This is a genomic window from Reyranella soli (assembly GCF_007992495.1).
Taxonomy (GTDB): Bacteria; Pseudomonadota; Alphaproteobacteria; order Reyranellales; family Reyranellaceae; genus Reyranella; species Reyranella soli.
The window spans coordinates 1-20,901 of the sequence record NZ_BKAJ01000052.1 but is presented as its reverse complement, the minus strand read 5'-3'; the positions used below and the strand labels follow the sequence as shown (position 1 = coordinate 20,901).

At 66.7% G+C, this 20,901-nt stretch carries 25 protein-coding genes; 6 read left to right on the top strand and 19 right to left on the bottom strand.

Annotation, left to right across the window (positions count from 1 at the left end; translation table 11 throughout):
* The first annotated feature begins 231 nt into the window (after positions 1–231).
* The gene (locus RSO01_RS48440) at positions 232–642 is read left to right on the top strand and encodes a hypothetical protein (RefSeq protein ID WP_218037353.1); all 411 of its coding nucleotides are present in this window, start codon (positions 232–234) and stop codon (positions 640–642) included.
* Here RSO01_RS48440 and RSO01_RS15910 read toward each other — a convergent pair.
* From RSO01_RS15910 to RSO01_RS15880, 7 genes are all read right to left on the bottom strand, one after another.
* Positions 639–971, bottom strand: a complete 333-nt coding sequence (locus RSO01_RS15910) for an ArsR/SmtB family transcription factor (RefSeq protein ID WP_147150100.1) — start codon at positions 969–971, stop codon at positions 639–641. The genes RSO01_RS48440 and RSO01_RS15910 overlap by 4 nt on opposite strands.
* Entirely contained in the window at positions 964–1,428 is a 465-nt protein-coding gene (locus RSO01_RS15905; RefSeq protein ID WP_147150099.1) for an SRPBCC family protein, read from the bottom strand. Before RSO01_RS15905 ends, RSO01_RS15910 begins: the two co-directional genes overlap by 8 nt.
* 15 nt (positions 1,429–1,443) lie before the next feature.
* Positions 1,444–1,896 (bottom strand): SRPBCC family protein, encoded by a 453-nt coding sequence (locus RSO01_RS15900; protein ID WP_147150098.1) that lies wholly within the window; start codon positions 1,894–1,896, stop codon positions 1,444–1,446.
* Positions 1,897–2,076: 180 nt separating this feature from the next.
* Positions 2,077–2,523 (bottom strand): Zn-ribbon domain-containing OB-fold protein, encoded by a 447-nt coding sequence (locus RSO01_RS15895; protein ID WP_246158461.1) that lies wholly within the window; start codon positions 2,521–2,523, stop codon positions 2,077–2,079.
* Positions 2,520–3,701, bottom strand: a complete 1,182-nt coding sequence (locus RSO01_RS15890; protein WP_147150097.1) for a thiolase C-terminal domain-containing protein — start codon at positions 3,699–3,701, stop codon at positions 2,520–2,522. The genes RSO01_RS15895 and RSO01_RS15890 overlap by 4 nt, the downstream gene beginning before the upstream one ends.
* 12 nt (positions 3,702–3,713) lie before the next feature.
* Positions 3,714–4,913 (bottom strand): amidohydrolase family protein, encoded by a 1,200-nt coding sequence (locus tag RSO01_RS15885; RefSeq protein ID WP_147150096.1) that lies wholly within the window; start codon positions 4,911–4,913, stop codon positions 3,714–3,716.
* A gap of 28 nt (positions 4,914–4,941) precedes the next feature.
* The gene (locus tag RSO01_RS15880) at positions 4,942–5,400 is read right to left on the bottom strand and encodes a MarR family winged helix-turn-helix transcriptional regulator (protein WP_147150095.1); all 459 of its coding nucleotides are present in this window, start codon (positions 5,398–5,400) and stop codon (positions 4,942–4,944) included.
* A gap of 158 nt (positions 5,401–5,558) precedes the next feature.
* Between RSO01_RS15880 and RSO01_RS15875 the strand changes: the two genes are divergently transcribed.
* A complete protein-coding gene (locus RSO01_RS15875; RefSeq protein ID WP_147150094.1) occupies positions 5,559–5,903 on the top strand; it encodes a BON domain-containing protein in 345 nt (114 codons plus the stop codon).
* Positions 5,904–5,966: 63 nt separating this feature from the next.
* Entirely contained in the window at positions 5,967–6,353 is a 387-nt protein-coding gene (locus tag RSO01_RS15870) for a hypothetical protein (protein ID WP_147150093.1), read from the top strand.
* Between the two features lie 143 nt (positions 6,354–6,496).
* Here the strand turns inward: RSO01_RS15870 and RSO01_RS47270 are convergent, their stop codons facing one another.
* Genes RSO01_RS47270 through RSO01_RS15855 form a run of 4 tightly spaced genes read right to left on the bottom strand, consistent with a single transcriptional unit; the run spans position 6,497 to position 9,319 of the window.
* Positions 6,497–6,859: a DUF4189 domain-containing protein gene (locus RSO01_RS47270; protein ID WP_170303097.1), complete on the bottom strand. Its 363-nt coding sequence runs from the start codon at positions 6,857–6,859 to the stop codon at positions 6,497–6,499.
* A 23-nt stretch (positions 6,860–6,882) separates the two neighbouring features.
* Entirely contained in the window at positions 6,883–7,251 is a 369-nt protein-coding gene (locus RSO01_RS47265; protein WP_170303096.1) for a hypothetical protein, read from the bottom strand.
* Positions 7,252–7,270: 19 nt separating this feature from the next.
* Positions 7,271–8,257, bottom strand: coding sequence for a tripartite tricarboxylate transporter substrate-binding protein (locus tag RSO01_RS15860; RefSeq protein WP_147150091.1), 987 nt, complete (start codon positions 8,255–8,257; stop codon positions 7,271–7,273).
* Between the two features lie 9 nt (positions 8,258–8,266).
* On the bottom strand, positions 8,267–9,319 hold the full coding sequence (locus RSO01_RS15855) for a phosphotransferase (protein WP_147150090.1): 1,053 nt from the start codon (positions 9,317–9,319) through the stop codon (positions 8,267–8,269).
* Between the two features lie 215 nt (positions 9,320–9,534).
* Here RSO01_RS15855 and RSO01_RS15850 point away from each other — a divergent pair, with 215 nt between their 5' ends.
* Complete coding sequence (locus RSO01_RS15850; protein ID WP_147150089.1) at positions 9,535–10,707, top strand: AI-2E family transporter; 1,173 nt, start codon at positions 9,535–9,537, stop codon at positions 10,705–10,707.
* On the opposite strand, the gene RSO01_RS15845 is transcribed toward RSO01_RS15850, so the two are convergent.
* The 8 genes from RSO01_RS15845 to RSO01_RS15810 all read right to left on the bottom strand — a co-directional run bounded on the left by RSO01_RS15845 (position 10,674) and on the right by RSO01_RS15810 (position 19,497).
* Positions 10,674–10,937: a hypothetical protein gene (locus RSO01_RS15845; RefSeq protein WP_147150088.1), complete on the bottom strand. Its 264-nt coding sequence runs from the start codon at positions 10,935–10,937 to the stop codon at positions 10,674–10,676. The two genes, RSO01_RS15850 and RSO01_RS15845, sit on opposite strands and share 34 nt — an antisense overlap.
* Before the next feature lie 40 nt (positions 10,938–10,977).
* On the bottom strand, positions 10,978–11,310 hold the full coding sequence (locus tag RSO01_RS15840; RefSeq protein WP_147150087.1) for a hypothetical protein: 333 nt from the start codon (positions 11,308–11,310) through the stop codon (positions 10,978–10,980).
* A gap of 225 nt (positions 11,311–11,535) precedes the next feature.
* Positions 11,536–12,819, bottom strand: coding sequence for a hypothetical protein (locus RSO01_RS15835; RefSeq protein WP_246158460.1), 1,284 nt, complete (start codon positions 12,817–12,819; stop codon positions 11,536–11,538).
* Positions 12,819–13,445 carry an SIS domain-containing protein gene (locus RSO01_RS15830; protein WP_218037352.1) on the bottom strand — a complete coding sequence of 209 codons (627 nt, stop codon included), beginning with the start codon at positions 13,443–13,445 and terminating at the stop codon, positions 12,819–12,821. Before RSO01_RS15830 ends, RSO01_RS15835 begins: the two co-directional genes overlap by 1 nt.
* Positions 13,446–13,479: 34 nt before the next feature.
* Positions 13,480–14,184, bottom strand: coding sequence for a glutaredoxin domain-containing protein (locus RSO01_RS15825; RefSeq protein ID WP_147150086.1), 705 nt, complete (start codon positions 14,182–14,184; stop codon positions 13,480–13,482).
* A gap of 80 nt (positions 14,185–14,264) precedes the next feature.
* Entirely contained in the window at positions 14,265–15,242 is a 978-nt protein-coding gene (locus tag RSO01_RS15820) for a tripartite tricarboxylate transporter substrate-binding protein (protein ID WP_147150085.1), read from the bottom strand.
* A 52-nt stretch (positions 15,243–15,294) separates the two neighbouring features.
* The gene (locus RSO01_RS15815; RefSeq protein ID WP_147150084.1) at positions 15,295–15,678 is read right to left on the bottom strand and encodes a VOC family protein; all 384 of its coding nucleotides are present in this window, start codon (positions 15,676–15,678) and stop codon (positions 15,295–15,297) included.
* A 237-nt stretch (positions 15,679–15,915) separates the two neighbouring features.
* Entirely contained in the window at positions 15,916–19,497 is a 3,582-nt protein-coding gene (locus RSO01_RS15810) for an ABC transporter ATP-binding protein (protein ID WP_147150083.1), read from the bottom strand.
* A 73-nt stretch (positions 19,498–19,570) separates the two neighbouring features.
* Here RSO01_RS15810 and RSO01_RS15805 point away from each other — a divergent pair, with 73 nt between their 5' ends.
* Positions 19,571–20,467, top strand: coding sequence for a LysR family transcriptional regulator (locus RSO01_RS15805; protein WP_170303095.1), 897 nt, complete (start codon positions 19,571–19,573; stop codon positions 20,465–20,467).
* Positions 20,468–20,866 carry a thioesterase family protein gene (locus RSO01_RS15800; RefSeq protein WP_147150081.1) on the top strand — a complete coding sequence of 133 codons (399 nt, stop codon included), beginning with the start codon at positions 20,468–20,470 and terminating at the stop codon, positions 20,864–20,866. It abuts the gene before it with no gap.
* Positions 20,867–20,901: the final 35 nt, after the last annotated feature.

Sequence of the window (20,901 nt, the reverse complement as noted above, 5' to 3'; positions counted from 1 at the left end):
AAAATTCAATGGCTTCGCCGGTGTTTGCGGGTCTGCCGAAATTCGGCGAAATTCACGCCGACCAGCGGTCGAGCGCAGATCATACGAACGTTGGGAGGTAGATTTATCCAGTATCGCAACAACCTTTGGGCGTGATCAGTTCGAAGAAATGCATCCCTAGGGGCAATCTTCCTGACAGGACGCTGTCAGTAGCCGGAGGTTATTGTCGAGGCGTCACAACAGGAGGACATCATGGCCTCGACCCGCATCGACTACACGACCATGGACTGGTCGTCGGCCGTCCCGTTCTACGGGCCGGCCGCCGTCTACGACGGCAAGGACATCGTGCAGCTCAAGGTGCTGAGCGACCGGCGCAAGGAGGGCGGCGGCATCGCCTGGCTGGTGAAGATGACACCGCCGCCCGGCAAGCTGATCAAGATCGTGGCTGTCGCCTTGTCCGACGAGCACATCTTCTCGCTGCAGGGCGGCCGCAGCACCAAGAGCGGCGAGCGGGCGCAGGGATCTGGCGGCTACGGCCTCAATCCCAAGGGCCAGCCGCACAGCGCCATGATCGCCCAGGAGACGACGGCGCTGGTGATCTATGCTGGCGAGCCCGACGAGATCCGCTCGATGGAGGTTTTGGACATCGCCGAGGCCGCCTAGTCCTCGACCAGCGCCTTGAGCCTCGCCAGCGCGGTATCCCATTGCCGTGAGACGTGCTCGAGGTATTCCTGGGCGTTCACGATCGGTCGGGGATCGAGGGCAAAGCGGCTCTCGCGGCCGGTCTTCACCGAGAAGACGACGCCCACGTCCTCGAGGACGCGCAGGTGCTTGGTCACGGCCTGGCGTGTCAGCCGGGTGCCCTCGGTGAGCCGCGAGATCGATAGCGGCTCGCCGTTGGTGAGCTTGGCCAGCAGGCCAAGGCGAGTCTCGTCGCCCAGGGCGGCGAAGACCGAAGCGCGTGTGCGCAGCGCGGCGGCGGCGCTAGGCATGCTGGTCCAGGTGCGTATCGAGGTACTGGGCGATGTTCTGCATCTGGATCGTCCAGCCCTCGCCGTTGCGCTGGAAGGCGGTATCGCGGCGATGCGCCGGCAGCTTGTCGAAGCCGGATTCGACCACGCGCAGCCGCGTGCCGGTCGTGGTCTTCTCGAGCGTGAACTCGACCAGCGTCGGGATCTCCTTGCTGTAGTCGGTGCCGGGCTCGACGGCGTAGGGATGCCAGGTGAAGGAGAACAAGCGCTCGGGCTCGATCTTCTGTACGACCGCCTCCCATTTGAGATGCTCGTAGCCCGGATAGGTGATGTGGCCGGTCGAGCGCGCGCCCGGCGCGAAGGGCCCGTCGAGCTTGACGCGGAACCATGCGCCGAACTCGTTGTGGTCGGTCAGCGCCTTCCAGACGCGCGCGACAGGCGCCTTCAACTCCACGGTCTTCTCGATGCGGTCGGTCATGGGCAACTCCCTGAACTAGACCTGCTGCTCGACGTGCCGGGTGATGTTCTGCATCTGCGTGCTCCAGCCGTCGTCGTGGCGCCGGAACGTGGCATCGCGGCTGGACGGCAGCAGCTTGTCGAAGCCGGACTCGACCACGCGCAGGCGCGTGCCGGACGGGATCGCCTCCAGGGTGAACTCCACCAGATTCGACGTCTGCTCGCTGTAGTCGGTTCCAGGTTCGGCGGAGAAGGGATGCCAGGTGAAGGAGAACCGCCGTTCGGGCTCGATTGTCTGCACCATGGCCTCCCATTTCAGGTGTTCGAGGCCGGGCGAGGTCTTGTGGCCGCAAGAGACGCGACCCGGTGCCAGCGGTGCATCCAGCTTCACGCGGAACCACGTGCCGAACTCCTTGTGGTCTGTCAGCGCCTTCCAGACGCGCGAGACGGGGGCTTTGAGGTCCACGGTCCTTTCAATACGATCGGTCATAGGCAACCTCTTGGTTGCCTGTGGATGTAAGCGATACTTCGGCGATATGCAACTATTTTGTTGCGTATTATCTGTCGTCCTGAGCGCAAGCGAAGGACCTCATCGCCGCTTGCAATCGGCATGAGATCCTTCGCTGCGCTCAGGATGACAGCGGGCGTTTAGTTGCCGGCGTGCGTGGGGTCAGGCCAGCTTCCACTGCACCAGAGTGAACGGCGGCTTGGCGTCGTCGTGCGGTTCGAACACAGCCTGCACATCGGCGCCGATGCGGACGTCCTGCTTGGGATCGCCCAAGAGGTTGCCCAGCATGCGGACGTTGCCGGCATCGGGCAGCTCGACCAGCACGACGATATAGGGGCCGTGCTCCTTCAGCGCCGGATGGACCGGATGCCACGGTCGCTCCCAGCTGTAGATGCGGCCCTTGCCCGACACCTTGTGCCAGTCGACGTCGAACGACAGGCACTTGTGGCAGATCCACTCCGGTCCCCACTGGAACGTGCCGCACTTCTTGCAGCGCTGGACCACAAGCTCGCCGCGGCGCGTGGCGTCCCAGTAGGGTTTGTCGAGCCCGTCATTCTCCGGCACGGGAATTGGCAGGCCGCCAGGAAGGTAAGTCGGCAGATAGCTCACAGCGTGGCCTCCGTGCCAAAGATCATGCTGGAGACCGGCGTCACCATGGGGCCGGAGATCACCATCGAGACGTCGGCCTTGGGCACCTGCGCCGTCGAGGCGCCGCGGATCTGGCGCACCGCCTCGATCTGCAATTCCAGCCCGTGCATGTAGCACTCGGCGAGATTGCCACCCGAGGTGTTGAGCGGCAGCTTGCCGGTCGGCGCCATCAGGTTCGCAGGCGTTAAAAAGTCGTTCGCCTCCTCGGCGGCGAAGAAGCCGTGCTCGACCAGGCTCATCAGCACGCCGCCGGTGAAGTTCTCGTAGCTCTGCACGACGTCGACGTCCTTCGGCTTCACGCCTGCCATGTCATAAAGCTGCGGCGCCACGGTGGTGAAGCTCGACGTGGCGTAGAGCGGCGCATTGTGGCTGCGCGCACCGTTGCGGTATTCCGAGCCCTGCGCCGAGCCCAGGATGTAGGCGGGCTTGTGCTTGAAATCGCGCGCCTCTTCGGCCGGCACGACGATCAGCGCAGCCGCGCCGTCATTCTCCTGGCAACAGTCGAACAGGCGCCACGGCTCGACGATCCAGCGCGACTGGTCGTAGGCCTCTTCGGTGAGGGGCCGGCCGTGCATCACGGCGCGCGGATTGCTCTGCGCATGGTGGTAGGAGGCAAGCGCGATGGCGCGCTGCGCCGAAGGCTCGATCTTGTTCTCGTGCAGGAAGCGCATCGCCCGCATGGCGTAGCGCTGTGCCGGCGACATCACGCCATAGGGCGCATTGAGGGCGGCTTCGCCCGCGGCGACGCCGCCCGGGGGCGCAGCGCCGAAGCGCTGGAACTGGCCCTGCGCCAGGGCACGGAAGACCACGACGCAGTTGGCCATGCCGCAGGCGACGGCGGCCGCGGCATTGCCCATGGCGGCCGATCCGCCGCCGCCACCACCGCCCCAGTTCATGTTGGAGAAGCGCAGCGCCGGCAGGCCGAGCGCCGCAGCGAGCCGCGAGGGCTCATTGCGGTCGTTGGAGTAGGAGGCGAAGCCGTCGATGCGGCGCGGGTCGATGCCGGCGTCCTCGCAGGCGGCAAGGATCGCCTGCAAGGCGAGCTTGAACTCGGAGACCGGCGACTTGCCGTGCCTGTAGTAGGTGGTCTCGCCGACGCCGGCGATCGCCACCTTGCCGCGCAGGGTGCGTTTGCTCACGGGACTCTGATCCTAATGCTGATAGCGCTTCGGCACTTCAATGCCGAGGAAGCGGGCGCAGTTCAGCCCAAGGACGTTGGCGCGCGCCTTGTCGGAGAGCTGGCCCATGGTGCGCTCGATGGCCTCGGCCGAATGCGGCCAGGTGCCTTCATGGTGGGGATAGTCGTTGGCCCACATGAAGTTGCCGTCGAGCTTGTGGCTTTCGGCGAGGTCGAGACCGGCCCTGTCCTCCTGGAACGAGGAGAAGCCGTGCGCGCGGTAGTAGTCGCTGGGCAGGTTCTTGAGCTTGGGCCGCACCCAGAAGTGATGCTTCTTGTAGGCCTCGTCCATGGCGTCGAGCAGCCACGGCACCCAGCCGATGCCGGCCTCGATGGTGGCGAAGCGCATCTTGGGGAAGCGCTCCAGCACGCCCGAGGCGCAGAGATTGGCCACCGGCTCGATGGTGGGCGACAGCGAGTGCGAGACGTAGTTCACCACCGCGCCGCCATTGCCGCGCGCGGCGCGCGGATCGCGGCCGGTCGAGACATGGAAGGTGATCGGCAGGTTGGCGTCGGAGATCGCCGCCCACAGCGGATCGAAGTGCGGCAGGTTGTAGTTCACATGGCCGCTGTCATGGCCGCCCCAGATCGGCTTGCAGGGCAGGGTCAGGCATTTGAATCCGAGCTTGGCCAGCCGCTGCACTTCGGCGATCGAGCCATTCAGATCGGCAGTGGCGATGGCACCGGCCGGGACCATGCGGTCCTGGTGGTCGGCGAACTGCTCCCACGCCCAGTCGTTGAATACCCGACACTGCGCCATGGCGAACTCGGGGTCGGGCGTGGCCCACATCGCCAGGCCCTTGTTGGGGAAGATCAGCTCGACATCGATGCCGTCGAGGTCGTGATCGGCGAGCCGCCCCGCTGGCTCGGCGCCGGCCTTGCTGCGCAGCTGGTCCTCGCCCTCGAGGGTCGACAGCCGCAGCCGATCCGGGCGATGGCCTTCGCTGACGCGCCACTGCACGCCGTCCTTGTCGGTGATCACACGCGGCAGGCGATCGCGGTACTTGGCGTCGATGCGCTCGACCCACAGGTTGGCGGGTTCGTTGGCGTGGCCGTCGGCCGACACCATGAAGTATTTCTTCGCCGCGTCCGGTCGCGCGCTGCGCGGCCAGCTGGAAGCGCCCGGTGTCTCGAGGCGCCAGCGGTTCGGTTCGTTCACCACGACTTGAGCCATTGCTTCCTCCTCAATCGTTCTTCTTTGCCTATTCGGCAGCCGGTGCGGCGATATCCAGCCGCGCGTCCAGCTCGCGCTCGATCGTGTCAAAGACGGCTTGGCAGATTTCCAGATCGGCCGGCGGCACCTTGGCGAGCACGCGTGCCTGGATCTCGGTGCCGACCTTGGCCACGCGCACGGCAAGATCGCGGCCGGCGCGCGTCAGGTAGATGCCGCGGGCCCGCCGGTCGGTCTCGTCCTCGCGCCGTTCGATCAGGCCGCGGCGCTCGAGGTTGTCAAGCAGGCGGACCAGAGATGGCCCCTCGATCGAGAGCGCCGTGGCGAGCTCCTTCTGGCGCACGCCGCCGCCCAGCTTGCCGACATAGGCGAGGGGACGCCATGTCGCGTCGGTCAGCCCATAGGCGCCGAGCTCGGCGTCGACGGCCTGCCGCAGGCGCCGCGCGATGCGGGCGACTCGGAAACCGAAATCGATGTGTTTGGTCGGCATCCTGAAAAGTTAGGACGCTAATCATCTATTTGGCAAGCGCCCCCGGCTCAGGTCTTTTGCTTGCCGAACAGGCGGCCTCCGCCCCGAGTTCGGTGGCAACCCATTGCCTCGAAACGAGTTCCTCCCCTGAGGAGTGCGGCACGGCACGGGAGGGCAAGATGAACCGCATCGAGCCTGAGGATCATGCGCCCGAGGTGCGCGAGCCCGCGGGCTACCGTCATGCAGACGCCGACATTGCCCGCGAGCTGCGCGAATGCCTTGCCGACGATGTCGGCCTAGATTCCCACGGCATCGAGGTCGCGGTCAGGAACGGCGAGGTGACGCTGAGCGGCACCGTCCGTCATTGTGCCGATATGCAGCGCGCCGAGGCGCACGCCTGCGCCATGCCGGGCGTCCTCCAGGTGCGCAACAATCTGCAGTCAAAGGAGCCGTTGCCCAGCCCTGCGCCAGACGAACAGGCCGGCGCAGCTGCCAAGATGGGCAAGCCTGGCTACGAGCGCTGATCTAACCGCACTTCCACTGCTTGTATCTCGAGGAGGCGCTGCCTATGAAGGCGGCGCCAGCTCATGCCCATTCACGTTCGCATCTCCCATCACGACCGCCTGGTCGTCGCCGTCGGTCATGGAACCATCACCGCCGAGGAGTTCGTGAACGCCGTCCGGGAGGGCGTCGAGCAGGGCGCGCTGCACTACCGCAAGCTCATCGACGTTGCGGCAGCCAATACCGACGCCGACATGGAGCGCCTCAAGCAGCTCCTGGTGATGGCCCGGAACTCGCCGCAGGCGGCGGAGCGCGGTCCGCTGGCGTTCGTCGTCGACGGAAAGCGCGGCGACACAGTACGCGAGCTCATGGCGATCCCCGAAGAGGGCGAACGGCCTGTCCGCGTGTTCACCAGCCTCCACGAAGCCCGCAAGTGGCTCGACGAGGTCTTCAAGATCGAGATGAAGCGGTAGCTCTTGCCGGACCGCGGACCTCCAGGTCCGCTCATAGTCTTCGTCTTCCGGACCGCGAGCCTCCGGCTCGCTCATGAATCATGAGCGAGCCGGAGGCTCGCGGTCCCGAAGAGCAGGAGCGGACCTGGAGGTCCGCGCTCCGATCACTCGAAGCAGCGGGCCGTCTTGATCTGGCAGGAATTGGCCGGCACGTTGGCGTTGCATTCCGCCCAAGCCGGCTGCTCGACCTCTGCGCGGGTGGCGCCGGCGCTAAAACCTTCGGCGCGGCCGGTCTCGCTGAAGGCATAGGCCACGCAGCGCGCCTGCGCCGTGAACTTGACCTTGCAGTACATGCCGCATTCGGCGAAGGCAGAGGCCTCGGCCGCCTGCCGTGTGGCCATGCCGACGGCGACGCCCCACAGGCCCGCGCCATCGCTGGCCACGGCGACCCACGGCTGCTCCTGCGCCGAGGACGGAATGATGACGGCAGCGGAAAAGAGCGCTGCGAGAACAAGACGGCGTATCATCACTTGCATCATCACTTGAGTCGTCACTGGGGCGTATTCCTTGCCAGGAAGTCGTGCACGCGGCGAATCGATTCTTGCAGGAACTCCGGCCCGCGCCAATCCTTCTGGACTTCGATGTTGGGAGCAAGCTCGGCGATCTCCGCACTGGTATGGGCCGGATGCGGCTTGTCGGTCCCGGGCTGCAGATAGAGCGGCGCGCAGCCACCCATGACGTGGAACTTCTTGAAGCCGAGATGGTCCATCCATGGGAAACCGTTGGGATAGGCCGGCGAGGAGCCGCCCCACATGCTCATCTCCGACTTCAATCCGCCCGGCGCATAGAGCAGGACGGGAAAGCCCGCGCCGTGGATTTCGTAGTGGATCTCGGCGTCGGCGCGTTTGAGCATCGGCATGGACGGCCCTCCTTGCGGCTTACTGCGCTTTATAGCCAATCGAATCGATGATCGTCTTCCAGCGGGCAAGGTCGGCCGTCATACGCTGGGTGAACTCGGCAGGAGTAGAGGTCTCGACGTCGAGGCCAAGCTCCGTGAGCTTCTTCTGGACATCGGGCAGGGCCAGGACGGCCCTGAGCTCCTTGCCCCAGGCATCGACCAGCGGCGTCGGCGTCTTGGCAGGAACGAAGAAGACGTACCAGCCCAGGATCTGCAGCTTGGGATAGCCGAGCTGGGTGGCGGTCGGAATTTCCGGCGCCGAGGTGGTGGGCTTGGTGCCCGAGGTGAAGATGACCTTCACCTTGCCGGCGCGATGATGCTCCAGGAAGTCGGTGATGCCGCCGCAGCCGGCGGCGATGTGACCACCCTGCAGGTCGGCGACCAGCGGCGCGGCGCCGCGATAGGGCACGGGTTCGAGCGGAATGTCGATCTCGCGCCCGGCCATGACGCCGAAGAAATGCGTGAACGAGCCCATCGCCGTGGTGCCGAAGCTCTGCCGTGTCGGGTTCTTCTTCAGCCATTCGATGTAGTCGGGCAGCGTGTTGACGCCGATGGTCGGCGACACGCAGAAGGCCGTCTGCACCGTGCCGGCCAGCGTGACCGGCTGGATGTCGGCCAGGGGATCGAACGGCACCGACTCCATGGTGAGCTTCTGGACGATGGTCGCCGACGGCACGTAGGCGATCGTGGTGCCATCCGGAGCCGCGTTCTTCAGGGTCTCGACGGCTATGGTGCCCGAGGCGCCCGCCTTGTTGTCGATCAGGACATTGCGACCGGTGCGCTGCTTCAGCGGCTCGGCGAGGAAGCGCGCCATGACATCGGTGCCGCCGCCGGCAGGAAAGCCGACCAGGATCTTGAGCGGCTTGTCGGGCAGCCCCGTCTGCTGCTGCGCCCGCACCGCGGCCAGCGGTGCCATTGCCGCGGCGCCGGCAATGGCGAGCGTTGAGCGGCGACTGACTTTCTTCATGGTTTCCTCCTAGGACACGAGACTCCACGCAAGCTCGGCGCGCTCGCGCGCAGACCGGCTCATCTTGATCGATTCGGGATTTGACGAATTGCCCTGCAGGCCGCGGCGATAGACGCCCTGGGCAATGGCGGCCAGGCGATACAGCGAGAAGGCAAGGTAATAGTTCCAGTGCGCGATGGATTGCCGCCCGGTGCGTCGGCAGTAGGCGGCGACATAGTCCTGTTCGGTCGGCAGGCCAAGCCTGTCGAAGTCGACCTTGGCGAAGCCGTGCGGCGGATCGGGCAGGTGATAGCCCAGGCAGTTGTAGGCGACATCGCACAACGGGTGGCCGAGCGTCGAGAGCTCCCAGTCGAGCACCGCCACGATCCGCGCCTCGGTCGGATGGACGATGAGGTTGCCCAGCCGGTAGTCGCCATGGACGATGGTGGTCGGATCCTCTGCCGGGATGTTCTCTGGCAGCCAGGCCGAAAGCTTGTCCATCGCCGGGATGTCTTCGGTCTTGAGCTCGGCGTACTGCTTGCTCCAGCGCGCCACCTGGCGGGCGATGTATTGGCCGTGGCGCCCGTAGTCGCCCAACCCGACCTTCACCGGATCGACCTTGTGCAGGCGGGCGAGCACGTCGTTCATGGAATCGAAGATGGCCGCGCGCTCCTCGCGGCTCTGGCCGGGCATCGCGGCGTCGATCAGGATGCGGCCCGGCACGGCCTCCATCAGGTAGAACATCTGGCCGATCACCGAATCGTCGGTGCACAGCAGGCGGGCAGGCGCCACCGGGACGTCTGTCCCGGCAAGGGCTGCGATCACCCGAAACTCGCGATCCACCTGGTGGGCCGACGCCACCAGCTTGCCGGGCGGCTTCTTGCGCAGCACGAAGTCGTGCCGCTTGCCGTCCGCCATTTCCGCCGCAACGAAGAAGGTCGGGTTGGAATGGCCGGAGTCGAACTGCCTTACCTCCAATCCTCCGCGATAGGCCTCGAGATGCTGGCGCAGGTAGCGGTCGAGCGAAGCGTTGTCGAAGCGATGGCGCTCCATGACGGGGACGGTGTTGGCATAGGTCGACATGATGCGGCGAGCCTAGAGGCCGCCGTGCGCGCTCCGCAAACCCTTGAAGCCACAGAGAGAAACGCAATTCCAGGGCGTCAGATTATTTCGCCGGGTGATCCTTGTGGCAGGAGCAACCGCAGCAATGGCCAACCGTTGAATTCGATCAAACAGGACCGACACGCGTGGGCGTCGCGAGCAGAGAACCAAGCGAAGAACGCTTCCCCGTTGTCCATATGCATCGTGGTTCGGCGATCCGCCGCCCGCTGATCGTGCTGGCGGTGTGCGCCGTCGCAGCCCTGGGCTACGTCGCCCGCGACTTCCTCATTCCCACGGCGGGCGCCATCGTGCTGGCGCTCATCCTGACGCCGGTCGCCAACACCTTCGAGCGCCTGCGCGTTCCGCCGACCCTATCTGCCGCCGCGTCGGTGCTGCTGCTGGCCATGGGCCTGGCGGTGCTGCTGGCCATCTCCATTCCGGCACTCAGCAGCTGGATCGACCAGACGCCTTATCTCACCTACACGCTGGAGCGGAAGCTCGCGGGCGTGCGCAAGTCGGTCGCCATCGTCCAGGAGGTTTCCAAGCAGGTCGAACAGGCGGCATCGGCGGCGACGCCCACCACGCCGACGGTGACGCCGCCCGAGAAGGTGGTGGTGCGCGAGAAGTCGCTGATGGCCGAGCTTGCCAGCACGACGCCCGGCCTGCTGCTGCAGGTGCTCTATGCCGCGGTGCTGGCTTTCCTGTTGCTCGCCCATCGCAACAACTCGCGGCGGCAGATCATGCGCATCCCGGCCTCGTTCAACACGCGCGTTCGTCTCGCCCGGGTGATGCGCGACATCAACGACCGCGTCGGCCACTACCTGTTCTCGCTTGCCGTGATCTATGCCGGCGTCGCCGCCTGCGCGACGGTCGCGCTGGCGATGCTGGACTTTCCCAACGCCATCATCTGGGGCGCCCTGATGGGCATCGCGGGCTTCGTGCCGTTCATCGGCTCGGCGGTGACCATAGCGGTCGTCGCCCTGGTGGCGCTGGTCACCTTCGACGATTGGCCGCGCATCATCGGCGCGCCGGCTGCCTTGCTCGCCATTCACGTCATCGAGGCTAATCTCGTCACGCCGATGTTCGTCAGCCGCCGCTGCGCCCTCAACACGGTGGCGGTGTTCGCGTCCATCGCCCTGCTTGGCTGGATGTGGGGCGCGATCGGCGCCATCGTCGCCGTGCCCCTGCTGATCCTGATCAGCACGATCGCCGCCCACCTGCCGTCGCTGCGCTGGCTGGAGATCCTCCTGGCCGACGATCGGCCGGTGAGCGAGCGGCTGGCGCGCAAGCCGTCGCTTGCGTCAGTGGCGCGCCCGCCGTCGCCGACGCGCGTCCGTCAGCCGCGCCGGCGGCTGGCGACGGCGAAGTAGAGCAGGCCGGCCAGGCCCCAGAACGCGCCGAGGATTCCCCACGCCGCCGCTGGATCCAGACTGCGGGCAAGCAGGATGTAGGCGGAGCAGGTGAGGCAGACCACGCCGACGCCGATCGCGACCGCGGCGCCGATCGCCAGCATGGCGCGCATTGCCGCGTCGTGCGCAGCATTGCGCAGGGAGCGTGCGGCGGCGGCCGACGCCGCCACGCGCAGAAGGGGGCCGATCATCGATGGTCGAGGCGATGCGGGTCGCTTGTTCGTCGCTCGACTAGTGCCGACGACAAAGCCAGCCTGCAATGAAGCCGATGCCGATGATCGCCGCGAAGGTGGTGAGCGGACGCGTCTCGGTGTGTTCGATCAGCGTATCGGTGGCCTTGTCCTTGAGCTTGGCGGTGTCCTGTGCGAACGCCTTGGCCGTGTCGCCGTACTTGGCGACGAGGTCGCGTGCTGATTTCAGCGTTTCCTCGAGCGCTGCTTCGCCACGGGCCACGATCGAGCTGCCGGTTCCGTTCACCGTGTCGGCCAGCTCGTCGAGCTGCTGCCGAAGAAGCGCGATTTCGCGCGCCAGATCCTTGCCGTTATGGGTCGCCGCATTGCGCATGACTTGCTCCTGGGCTGCTAGGGTCTGCCCAGTGAACGTTCCGGGACGGGACGAGTTCCCTCGGGCTGCAACCGGGCCAGGTTCCTTCCCCGTAAGACGGGGAGGGTAGGAAAGGGGAGAGCTGCAGAAAGAATGTATGAATTTTATTGATCTGAAATTGGAGGTGCCCCGACTGAGGCTCGCCCCCTCCCTACCCTCCCCCGTAAGACGGGGGAGGAGAAGGCTTTAGCGAATGGCGTCGTCCAGGGTCTCGGCGAAGGCTCGGATGACAGGTTCCAAAATCTCCGGCCCCGTCGTCGCGGCCGAATCGGCGGGTGTGTGGAAGAAGGTGTGGGAACCCGCCATGCCGAAGAAGCGTGGGTAACCCGCGGCCTGCACGTCGCGCAGCTCGCCAATGCCGGCGCGCGCGCCCAAGAGCGGCGTGGCCGCGACGTCCTTGAAGCGGCGCATCACCGTGGTCTCTATCGCCTGCGAACTCAGCACCAGGCGCTGGCGGGTGTCGACCTCGCGATCGGTGACCCAGCGCTCGCCGTCGCGACGCCAGGCGAAGCAGGCCAGCGAGGCGCCGAAATGCGCCCATGCCACGGTGGCGTCCGGCGCCGGTGCGCCGTCGTGCAGGAAATGCTCCATGCCGCCATGGCCGATCTCGTGGCCCGAGGTGGCGACGAAGACCAGGTCGACATCGGGCCAACGCGTCTGGGCAAGCCGCGCCATCGCGAGGAAGCCCGCAATGCCGGGACCGCGCTCGCAGCTGCTGGTGAACCAGCTCGTCACCGGCGTCGAGATCGCAAGCCAGCGTCCGCCCTTTCCGTGACTGAGGCTGCGGTCCAGCCGGCCGACGACGTTGCGTCCGGCCACGTCGCGCCGCCATGCGCCTTGCACCGACACGGAAACCGGTTGGCCGGACTGCTGGGCCCGCTCGAGCAACGGCCGGTCCTTCGGCGCCACCAGGATCACCGGCACGGGCCAGGGTGGGCTCTTCTGGTCGACATTGTAGGTGAAGATCTCGCCGCTCGGATGATCGATGGTGAGCAGCACAGCGGCGGGTCGTCGCGCGAAGGCGTTCTCCAGGGCCGCGACATGCTGCGCGGTGAGGTAGGCGCCGCGATCGAAAGGCAGTGTGAGGCGCACGAAGGCATCGGCTGCGGGGCCGCTGTCGGTCGCCGCGATCGGCGCCGTCAGGGCGAACGTCGCCTGCCGCTCGGGGATCCACCATTGCGGCACGACCGGGCGCGCCTCGTTGCCGACTGACAGAGTCGCGGCCTGGAAATCGTACTGGCGCGGCAGCGAGAAGCGCTGCGAGGAGACCGTCAGCCCGGCGCGCTCGAGCTCCTCGGCGATCCAGGCCAGCGCGCGTTCGGCGCCCGGCGAGCCGAAGCGATGCGGTCCGAAGCTGTCGTAGCGCTGTACGTCGGCATAGAGCGCGGCGCCCGACAAGGGATCGGCGAAGGCTGGCAAGGACATGGCGAGCAGCAGACCGGCGGCGAGGGCGGTCTGGCGGCGGCGCATCAGAACCGGAGCGTCTGCACCAGCTCGGACGGCAACTCCGACATCCGCACGTACTGGGCGAGGATGTGCATCAACGATTGGTGCACATCCTCGACGATGCCGTAGTTCGCGGCGGCGACATGCAGGCTGATGTCGGCCATCTGCGCGCTGCGTCCGCCGGAGAAGCCGGACATCGCGATTGTCGTCATGCCGTTCTCACCGGCCCAGTCGAGGGCGCGCACGATGTTCTCGGAGTCGCCGGACGACGAGATGGTGATCAGCACATCGCCCGGGCGTGCCGCGTTCTTGAGCTGGTAGGCGAAGATCTCGGGAAAGGCCATGTCGTTGGCGATCGCCGTGACCAGCTCGACGGTCGCCGACAGGCTCATGACGCGCGGCCGCAGCGTCGTGTTGGTGGCGATGCCCTTGGAGCAGTCGCAGGTCAGGTGATTGGCGATCGCAGCCGAGCCGCCATTGCCGCAGGTGAAGATCAGCCGGTCGGCCTGGATGGCGCGCTTCATCGCCGTCACGGCTCGATCGACCTCTCCAGGGCGCACAGAATTGAGCGCCTTGGCCATCGCCGACGCATAGTCGGCAAGGAAGGCGCCGGCGGTGGAGTACTTCTGGCCTGGAAACTTGGCTGTCATGCAAAACGGTGGGTAAGCGACGGCCGTGCCGGCGTCAACCGTCCCACACATTCTGGGGCATCGGCAGCTTGGCGAAGTCGGCAGCCACCAGCGGCCGGTGGTGGGAGACCCCTTCCTTCTCCAACAGCATCATGTATTGGCGCACATGCTGGCCGGAGTGCCAGGTCGTCCGCTCCATGAGCTCATGCAGGGTCTGCGGACCGTAGTATGTCTGCAGCGTCTTGGACGGCGCCGTGTCGCCGGCCTGCCACCAGGCCCGGAAGCGATCGCGAATCTTCGCGCCATAGGCGACCAGGGCCTCGGTGGTGGCGTCGGCGGCGGGCTCCTCGCGGAACATGGCCTGGACCAGCGTGACGTTCTCGTTGGCGTCGAGGAAGGCCTGGACGACGCGGAACAAATGGAAGGCCAGCGTGCGGTAGCTGCGCGGCCGTCCCGGCACATGCGTGGCGAGCCGGTCGGCCGGCATCAGCGGGATCAGCTCGAGGGCGGCATCCATGAACTTGGTGACACGCGCCGCCAGTTCGTCGGTCGAAAGCTCAGGGCCGGACTTCTCGCCGAGGCCGAGGAACTCGACGATCTGCTTGGTGCTCTGACCGAAGGTGTATTTGTCGCCGCGCGACAGCACGGGCACCGAGCGCACGCCGAGCTGTTCCAGCTCCGCCATGCCGGTCGGATCCTCGAGCACATTGACTGAAACGAAGTCGATCCCACGGATCGATAGAAACTCTTTGAGTCTCAGGCAGCTGGTTCAACCGGGCTGCCAGAACACCTTCAGTGGTTCGCTCATGCGCTCCTCAGGGTGATGTCATTTCTCGGATCTCAATTGGTCGCCTTGATGCCGAGCGTGTCAAGGATCGTCTGCCAACGCACCATGTCTGCAGCCAGTCGCTTGGCGCATTGCTCGCCGCTCGACGTTTCCACGTCGAGCCCCAGCTGGGTCAGGGATTCGGTCGTTTCGCGCGCCTCGAGCGTGGCGCGCAATTCGTGTTCCCAGGCCGCTGCCACCTCCGGCGAGAGGCCGGACGGCCCGAAGAAGGCATACCAGTTGTGCAGCTCCAGGGCGGCGTAGCCCAGCTCGACGACGGTCGGGATGTCGGGCGCCATCTTGCTGCGTTGACTGCCCGAGCTGACGAGAATGCGCAGCCGCGAGCCGCGATGATGCTGCAGCAGCGACGTCAGGCCACTGGTGGCGGCAGGCACCTTTCCTTGTTCGAGGTCGGCCACCAGCGGCGAGGCGCCCTTGAAGTACACGGCCTCCAATTCCCGACCGAGCGCCTTGCCGATCATCAGGCCGAAATAGTGCGTGAAGCTCTGCAGCGAGGTCGTACCGAAGCGAGCGTCCTCGGGACCAGCGGCCCGCAGCCACTTGCCGTAGTCGGCAAGGGAGGAAACGTTGATCTTGCGCGACACCGCGAAGCCCGTCGTGTAGGTGCCCGCCAATGTCAGCGGCATGATGTCGATCTGCGGGTCGAACGGGAAGGACTTGGTCGTCAGCCGTCCGATCAGCGTCGCCGTCGGAATGAAGCCCAGCACCGATCCATCGGTCGGCGCCTTCTTCAGGAATTCGCCGACCGCCGCGCCCGCCGCACCGGGGCGGTTCTCGATGGTCACCGGCCGCGAGATGCGCCGCTGCAGCGCGCCTGCGATGACACGAGCCATCTCATCGGTGCCGCCGCCGACCGGATAGCCGATGACGATCCGCACGCCGCGCGCAGGCAGAACGCCCTGCGCATGCGCCGCAGAGGCCGCGAACACCGCCGGTGCTGCAAGGATAGTGCGACGCGACAGGCGAACCATTGCAATGCCTCGCCTCCGTACCCGATAACGCGAAGGCGGCTAGTCGTTTCCGTCAGGCAGGCTTGTGGCAGACCACGCAGACCTTGTTGCCGTCGGGATCCCTGAGATAGGCGCCGTAGTAGTTGGGATGATAGTGCGTGCGCAGTCCCGGCGCACCTTCGTCCTTGCCGCCGGCTGACATGCCGGCCTTATGCGCGGCATCGACCGATGGCCGGTCGGCCGCGTCGAGGCCAACGGTAACGCCGTTGCCAGCGGTTGCCGCCTTCTTGTCGAGCGGCGAGACGATCCAGAGCTGGGGGCGTCCGCCGGCGCGGCCGTAGCCTGCTGCGTCGGGATAGTCGGCAAGACGTGTGAGCCCCAGCGCCTTGCCGACGCCGTCGTAAAACGCCTTGGCTTTGGCGACGTCGTTGGTGCCGACCGTGACGTGGCTGAACATCGTGGTCCTCTCTCAATTGTCGGCTGGATGCCGAACGATTGCAGCACCTCGCGCCAGCGCCCGAGGTGGCCGGCGAGTCTGGCGGCGCATTGCTCAGCTGTCGAGGGCTCGACCTCGACGCCGAGCTGCTCGAGCCCGGCCACGACCTCGCGATCGGCGAGCACGCGATGGCCGGCGAGAACAGAGCAGCGCCCGCCGCGACGACACTGCGGCGGGTGACGCGTATCGACATCCTCCTCAGGATGCCGCAGGCGCGTAGACCGAGGCAAGCTGGCGCGACACCAGCCGGGCGTAGAGGCCATTCTTCGCAAGCAGTGAAGCGTGTGTGCCGCTTTCCGCAACACGCCCGCCATCCAGCACCACGATCAGGTCGGCATCGCGCACCGTCGACAAGCGATGGGCGATGACGATGGTCGTGCGGTCAGACTGCAGCAGGTCGAGCGCGCGGCGCACGGCCTGCTCGTTGACGGCGTCGAGATGCGAGGTCGCCTCGTCGAGCACCAGGATGGGCGCGTCCTTCAGGAAGGCGCGGGCAATGGCAACGCGCTGGCGTTGGCCGCCCGACAGCGCCGTGCCGCGTTCGCCGACCGGCGAATCGAGGCCGTCGGGCAGGGCGGCGACGAGGTCGCTCAACGAGGCATGCCGGATCGCCGCCTGCAGCTCGGCTTCCGAGGCGTCGGGCCGGGCGATCAGGATGTTGGCGCGCAGGCTGTCGTTGAACAGATAGGTGTCCTGGGCGACCAGAGCGATCAGCCGGCGAAGCTCGTCGAGCTTGTAGTCGCGCAGATCGGCGCCGTTCAGCGTGATGCGGCCCGAATCGGCATCCCAGAAGCGCATCAGGAGCTGCGCCGTCGTGGTCTTGCCGGCGCCGGAGGTACCGACCAGGGCCACGGTCTTGCCCGCCGGAATCACGAAGCTCACGTCGCTGAGCGCGCGGCGCGTCTGGCCGGGATAGGTGAAGTTCACCTTCTCCAGGGCAAGCGACGCAGCGCCGCTGCGCGGCGGCACGCCCGCCCCGTCGCGCACCGGGATCGGCTCGTTGGCCAGCGCATAGACGCGCCGCGTGGCGCCGAGCGTATCCGCAAGCTGGCGGCCGATCTGGGCGATCTCCGACACCGGCAGGAAGGCCGCCATGGCGAGGATGGTGAGCAGCGGCAGCAGGCCCGCGTCGATGGCGCCGTTCTGCGACAACACGGCGCCCGTCACGACCACGGCGAGGCCGCCCAAACCAGTCAGCACTTCCAGGATGGCGTGCTGCAGCGTCAGCTCGCTGAAGAAGGGCAGGCGCAGCGAGATGTGGCGCTGCGAGAGCTGGTCGAGCTTGTCGCCACGCGCATCTTCCTGCTGGAAGGCGACGATCTCGCCCAGGCCCTGCACCGAATCGACGGCGAAGGCGCCGAGCTCGCCCGAGGCCTCGCGCGCCTGGCTGCCCAGGCGATCGACGCGCTTGCGCATCAGGAAGGGGCTGAGGCCGACGGCGAGCAGGAACGGCAGCAGCGCCAGTGCCAGCCAGCCGTTGGCCCACGCCAGCACCGCGACCACGGCCGCCGGCACCAGGATGGCGACGAAGGCGGGCGCCACGGTATGGGCGAAGAAGTATTCGACCAGCTCGATGTCATGGGTGGCGAGCGCCATCAGGTCGCCGGTGCGCCGGCGCACCAAGTAGGCCGGCGCCAGCGCATCGAGCTTGCGGAAGGCGTCGATGCGCATCTCGGCCAGCAGGCGGAAGGCCATGTCATGCGCCAGCCAGGATTCGAACCAGTGCAGGATGCCCGACAATGGCGCCACGATGGCGAGTGCGATGGCCAAGCCCGCATAAGGCTGGTGGTTCTTCAGCGCGAGTACGATCAGCGCCGACAGCACGCCCACGCCGATGAAGGCGATGACGCGCAGCACGCCCAAGGTGAAGGTCGCGGTGAGCTTGCCCTTCCACGGCATGATCACCTTCATCAGCGCGACCACGACCTGGTACCAGGTGAGGCCCTCGGCCTTGATGATGCCCTCGGTCACGACCTTCACCGCGCCGCCTGGCGTGTCGGCGACGGACTCCGCCTTCAGCGGCGCGGCGATGGTTTCGAGGGCGTCGGGCGTCTGCTGCTCGCGCGCCTGCTCGGCCATCAGGCCGGCATAGACTCCGCCCTTGGCCATCAATGCATCGTGGCGGCCTTGCTCGGCGACCTTGCCGCCGTCGAGCACGAGGATGCGGTCGCAGTCGATCACGCTCGACAGGCGGTGGGCCAGGATCAGCGTCGTGCGGCCCTGCATCAGGCGATCGAGCGCCTCCTGGATCACCGCTTCGTTCTCGGCATCGACGGCGGAGAGCGCCTCGTCGAGCACCAGGATCGGCGTATCGCGCAGCAGGGCGCGCGCGATGGCGACGCGCTGGCGCTGGCCGCCGGAGAGCTTGATGCCCTTTTCTCCGATGACCGTCGCATAACCCTGCGGCAGGCTCAAGATGAAGTCGTGGATGTTGGCCGCGCGCGTGGCGTCCTCGATCTCCTGCTGCGTCGCCTGCGGGCGGCCGAGCCGGATGTTCTCCTCGACGGTGCCGTGGAACAGGAAGGTGTCCTGGTTCACGACCGAGATCAGCGACCGGATCTCGGCGAAGGGAAGCGTACGCAGGTCGTGGCCGCCTAGAAGGATGCGGCCGCGGTCGGGATCGTAGAAGCGCAGCAGCAGGCGGACGATCGACGACTTGCCGCCGCCCGACGGGCCGACCAGGCCCAGCCGCTCGCCCGCCTTGGCGCGGAAGGAAAGGCCGTCATGCACGGTGCGTCGCGTGCCGGGATAGGCGAAGCGCACGTCCTCGAACTCGATGGTCGGTGCCAGAGCCTTGTCGAGGCGAGCCGGCTTCGCGTCGGCGACGTTGGGCTTGTCGTCGAGGATGCGATAGATGCCCTGCGCGGCGGAGAGCCCGACCATGCCCTGGTGCAGCACCGACCGCAGCTCGCGCATCGGCCGGAAGATTTCGATGCCCAGCATCAGGATGATCAGCAGCGCCGACAGCGACATCGCGCCCGACTCCACGCGCGAGGCGCCGTAGATCAGCGCCGTCGCCGCGCCGCCCGCGATCGCGGTGTCGGTGATGCCGCGCGCCAGCGAGTTGGTGCCGAGCACCCACATGGTGCGACGGAACAAGTCGCGCGCCTCGACCTCGAGCTTGTCGGCGCGCGTCTTGCCCTGGCCGAACGCCTTCAGCGTCGCCAGGCCCTGGATCGAATCGAGGAACTCGGCGGCGAACGAGGCATAGGCGGTCTGCCGGCGTCGCGAATTCTTGACGTCCCACTTGTGCCACAGCGCCGGCGCCAACAGCGCCACCAGGGCGAAGGCCAGCATGACCAGCGCCACCGGCAGGTCGACGAAGGCCACGACGGCGAAGATCAGGATGGGCGAGAGCAGCGCGATCAGGAACTGCGGCAGGAACTGGCCGAAATAGGTTTCGAGCTGCTCGACGCCGTCGATCATCGACAAGGTCAGGCCACCCGAGCGCTGGCGGCCGACCGTGCCCGGTCCGAGCGACGCCACCTGGTCGTAGAGGATGCGGCGCAGCTTCTTCTGCACCCGCGCCGCCGTGCCATGCGCCACCACCGCGCGCCAGTGCTCGGCGAGGCCGCGCAGGACCATGACCAGCGCGATCAGCAGCACCGAGGGCACCAGCTCGGCCATTGGCCGGCCGGTGAAGACCTGGCCGATCAACCAGCCCAATAGGCCAAGGCGGGCGATGCCCAATCCGACGGCCAGAAGCCCGATTCCGACGGCGCCGGCGATGCGCCAGCGCACCCCTTTGGTGAAGACGAGGAGGCGAGGTTCGATGTGCATGAGAATCATTCTACGGGCGAACATTCATATTCGTCAGTCCACAAATTGGAAGAACGGGTGTACATTTTTGAACATGGACGCCAACTGGGACGATCTCCGCGTTTTCCTGACCCTGGCCCGCGAGGGTACGCTCAGCACGGCCGCCAAGGCGCTGGGTGTCAGCCACCCCACCGTCTCGCGCCGCGTGCAGGCGCTGGAGCATCAGATCGGTGCTCGGCTGTTCGAGCGCCTGCCCGACCGCTTCGTGCCGACATCGGCCGGCGAGGAACTGCTGGCCGACACCGAGGCGATGGAGAAGGCGGCTCTTTCCATCAAACGCCGCAGCGCCGGTCTCAGCGACACGGTGAGCGGGGTGGTGCGCCTGTCGGCCGGCGAGGCGATGGCGGTGCTGGTCGCGCGCCATCTGTCGTGGCTGCGCGCGCGGCTGCAACAGATCGAGTTCGAAGTGGTGGCAAGCCACACCCTCGCCAACCTGTCGCGCCGCGAGGCCGATCTCATGATCCGCGAGCAGGTGCCGGAGCTTGCCGGCATCGTCACCCGCAAGCTCTGCCACGTCGCCTACGCGGTCTATGCGGGGCGCCGTCTCGAGTTGAAGCGTACCGAGATGCCGGCGCTGGTCGACCTGCCCTGGATCGGCTTCGACGACGACCACGGCTACATGCCGGGCCAGCGCTGGATACATGAGCAGATCGGCCGGCGGCCCGAGATGCGGGTCAACAACTGGCTCGTCCTGCACGATGCGGTGCGCTCCGGGGCGGGCCTTGGCGTGCTGCCCTGCTACCTCGCCGACCAGGACCCCAGGCTGCAGCGCGTCGGCGGCGTGTTGCCCGAGATCACCACCGAGCAGTGGCTGCTGGTGCACCGCGACCTGCGTGCCCTGCCACGGGTGCGGGCGGTCATGGATGCGCTGGTCGAGCTCTTCCAGCGTCATCGCTACCTTCTGGAAGGGCGCGGAAACGGGAGCGAATGAATGCGGCAGATTCCACTGGGCGCCAAAGGAACAGCGACGTTACGGGTGCAGTCCGAGCATCTCGCCAATCGATTCAAGGACGCCATGCTACCGCAAGTGCTTGCGACGCCCGTGATGATCCTGGTCATGGAGAATGCCGCGCTCAATGCCATCAAAGCGTTCCTGGACGCAGGTGAAAGCGCTGTCGGCACGGCGGTCGATGTAAAGCATTTCGCTGCCACGCCTGTCGGTCACGAGGTGCGCGCGACGGCCGAGGTGGTCGGCGTCGAGGGCAAACGCGTCGACTTCAAAGTGTCGGCAAGCGACGGCAAGGAGGAGATCGGCAGCGGCACACACCAGCGAATCGTGATCGATCTCCGCTCGTTCAACGAACGCCTCGCCAAGAAGAGCGGGCTGTAGCGATGTGCCAGTAGTTCCGCACACAGGTTCTGGCT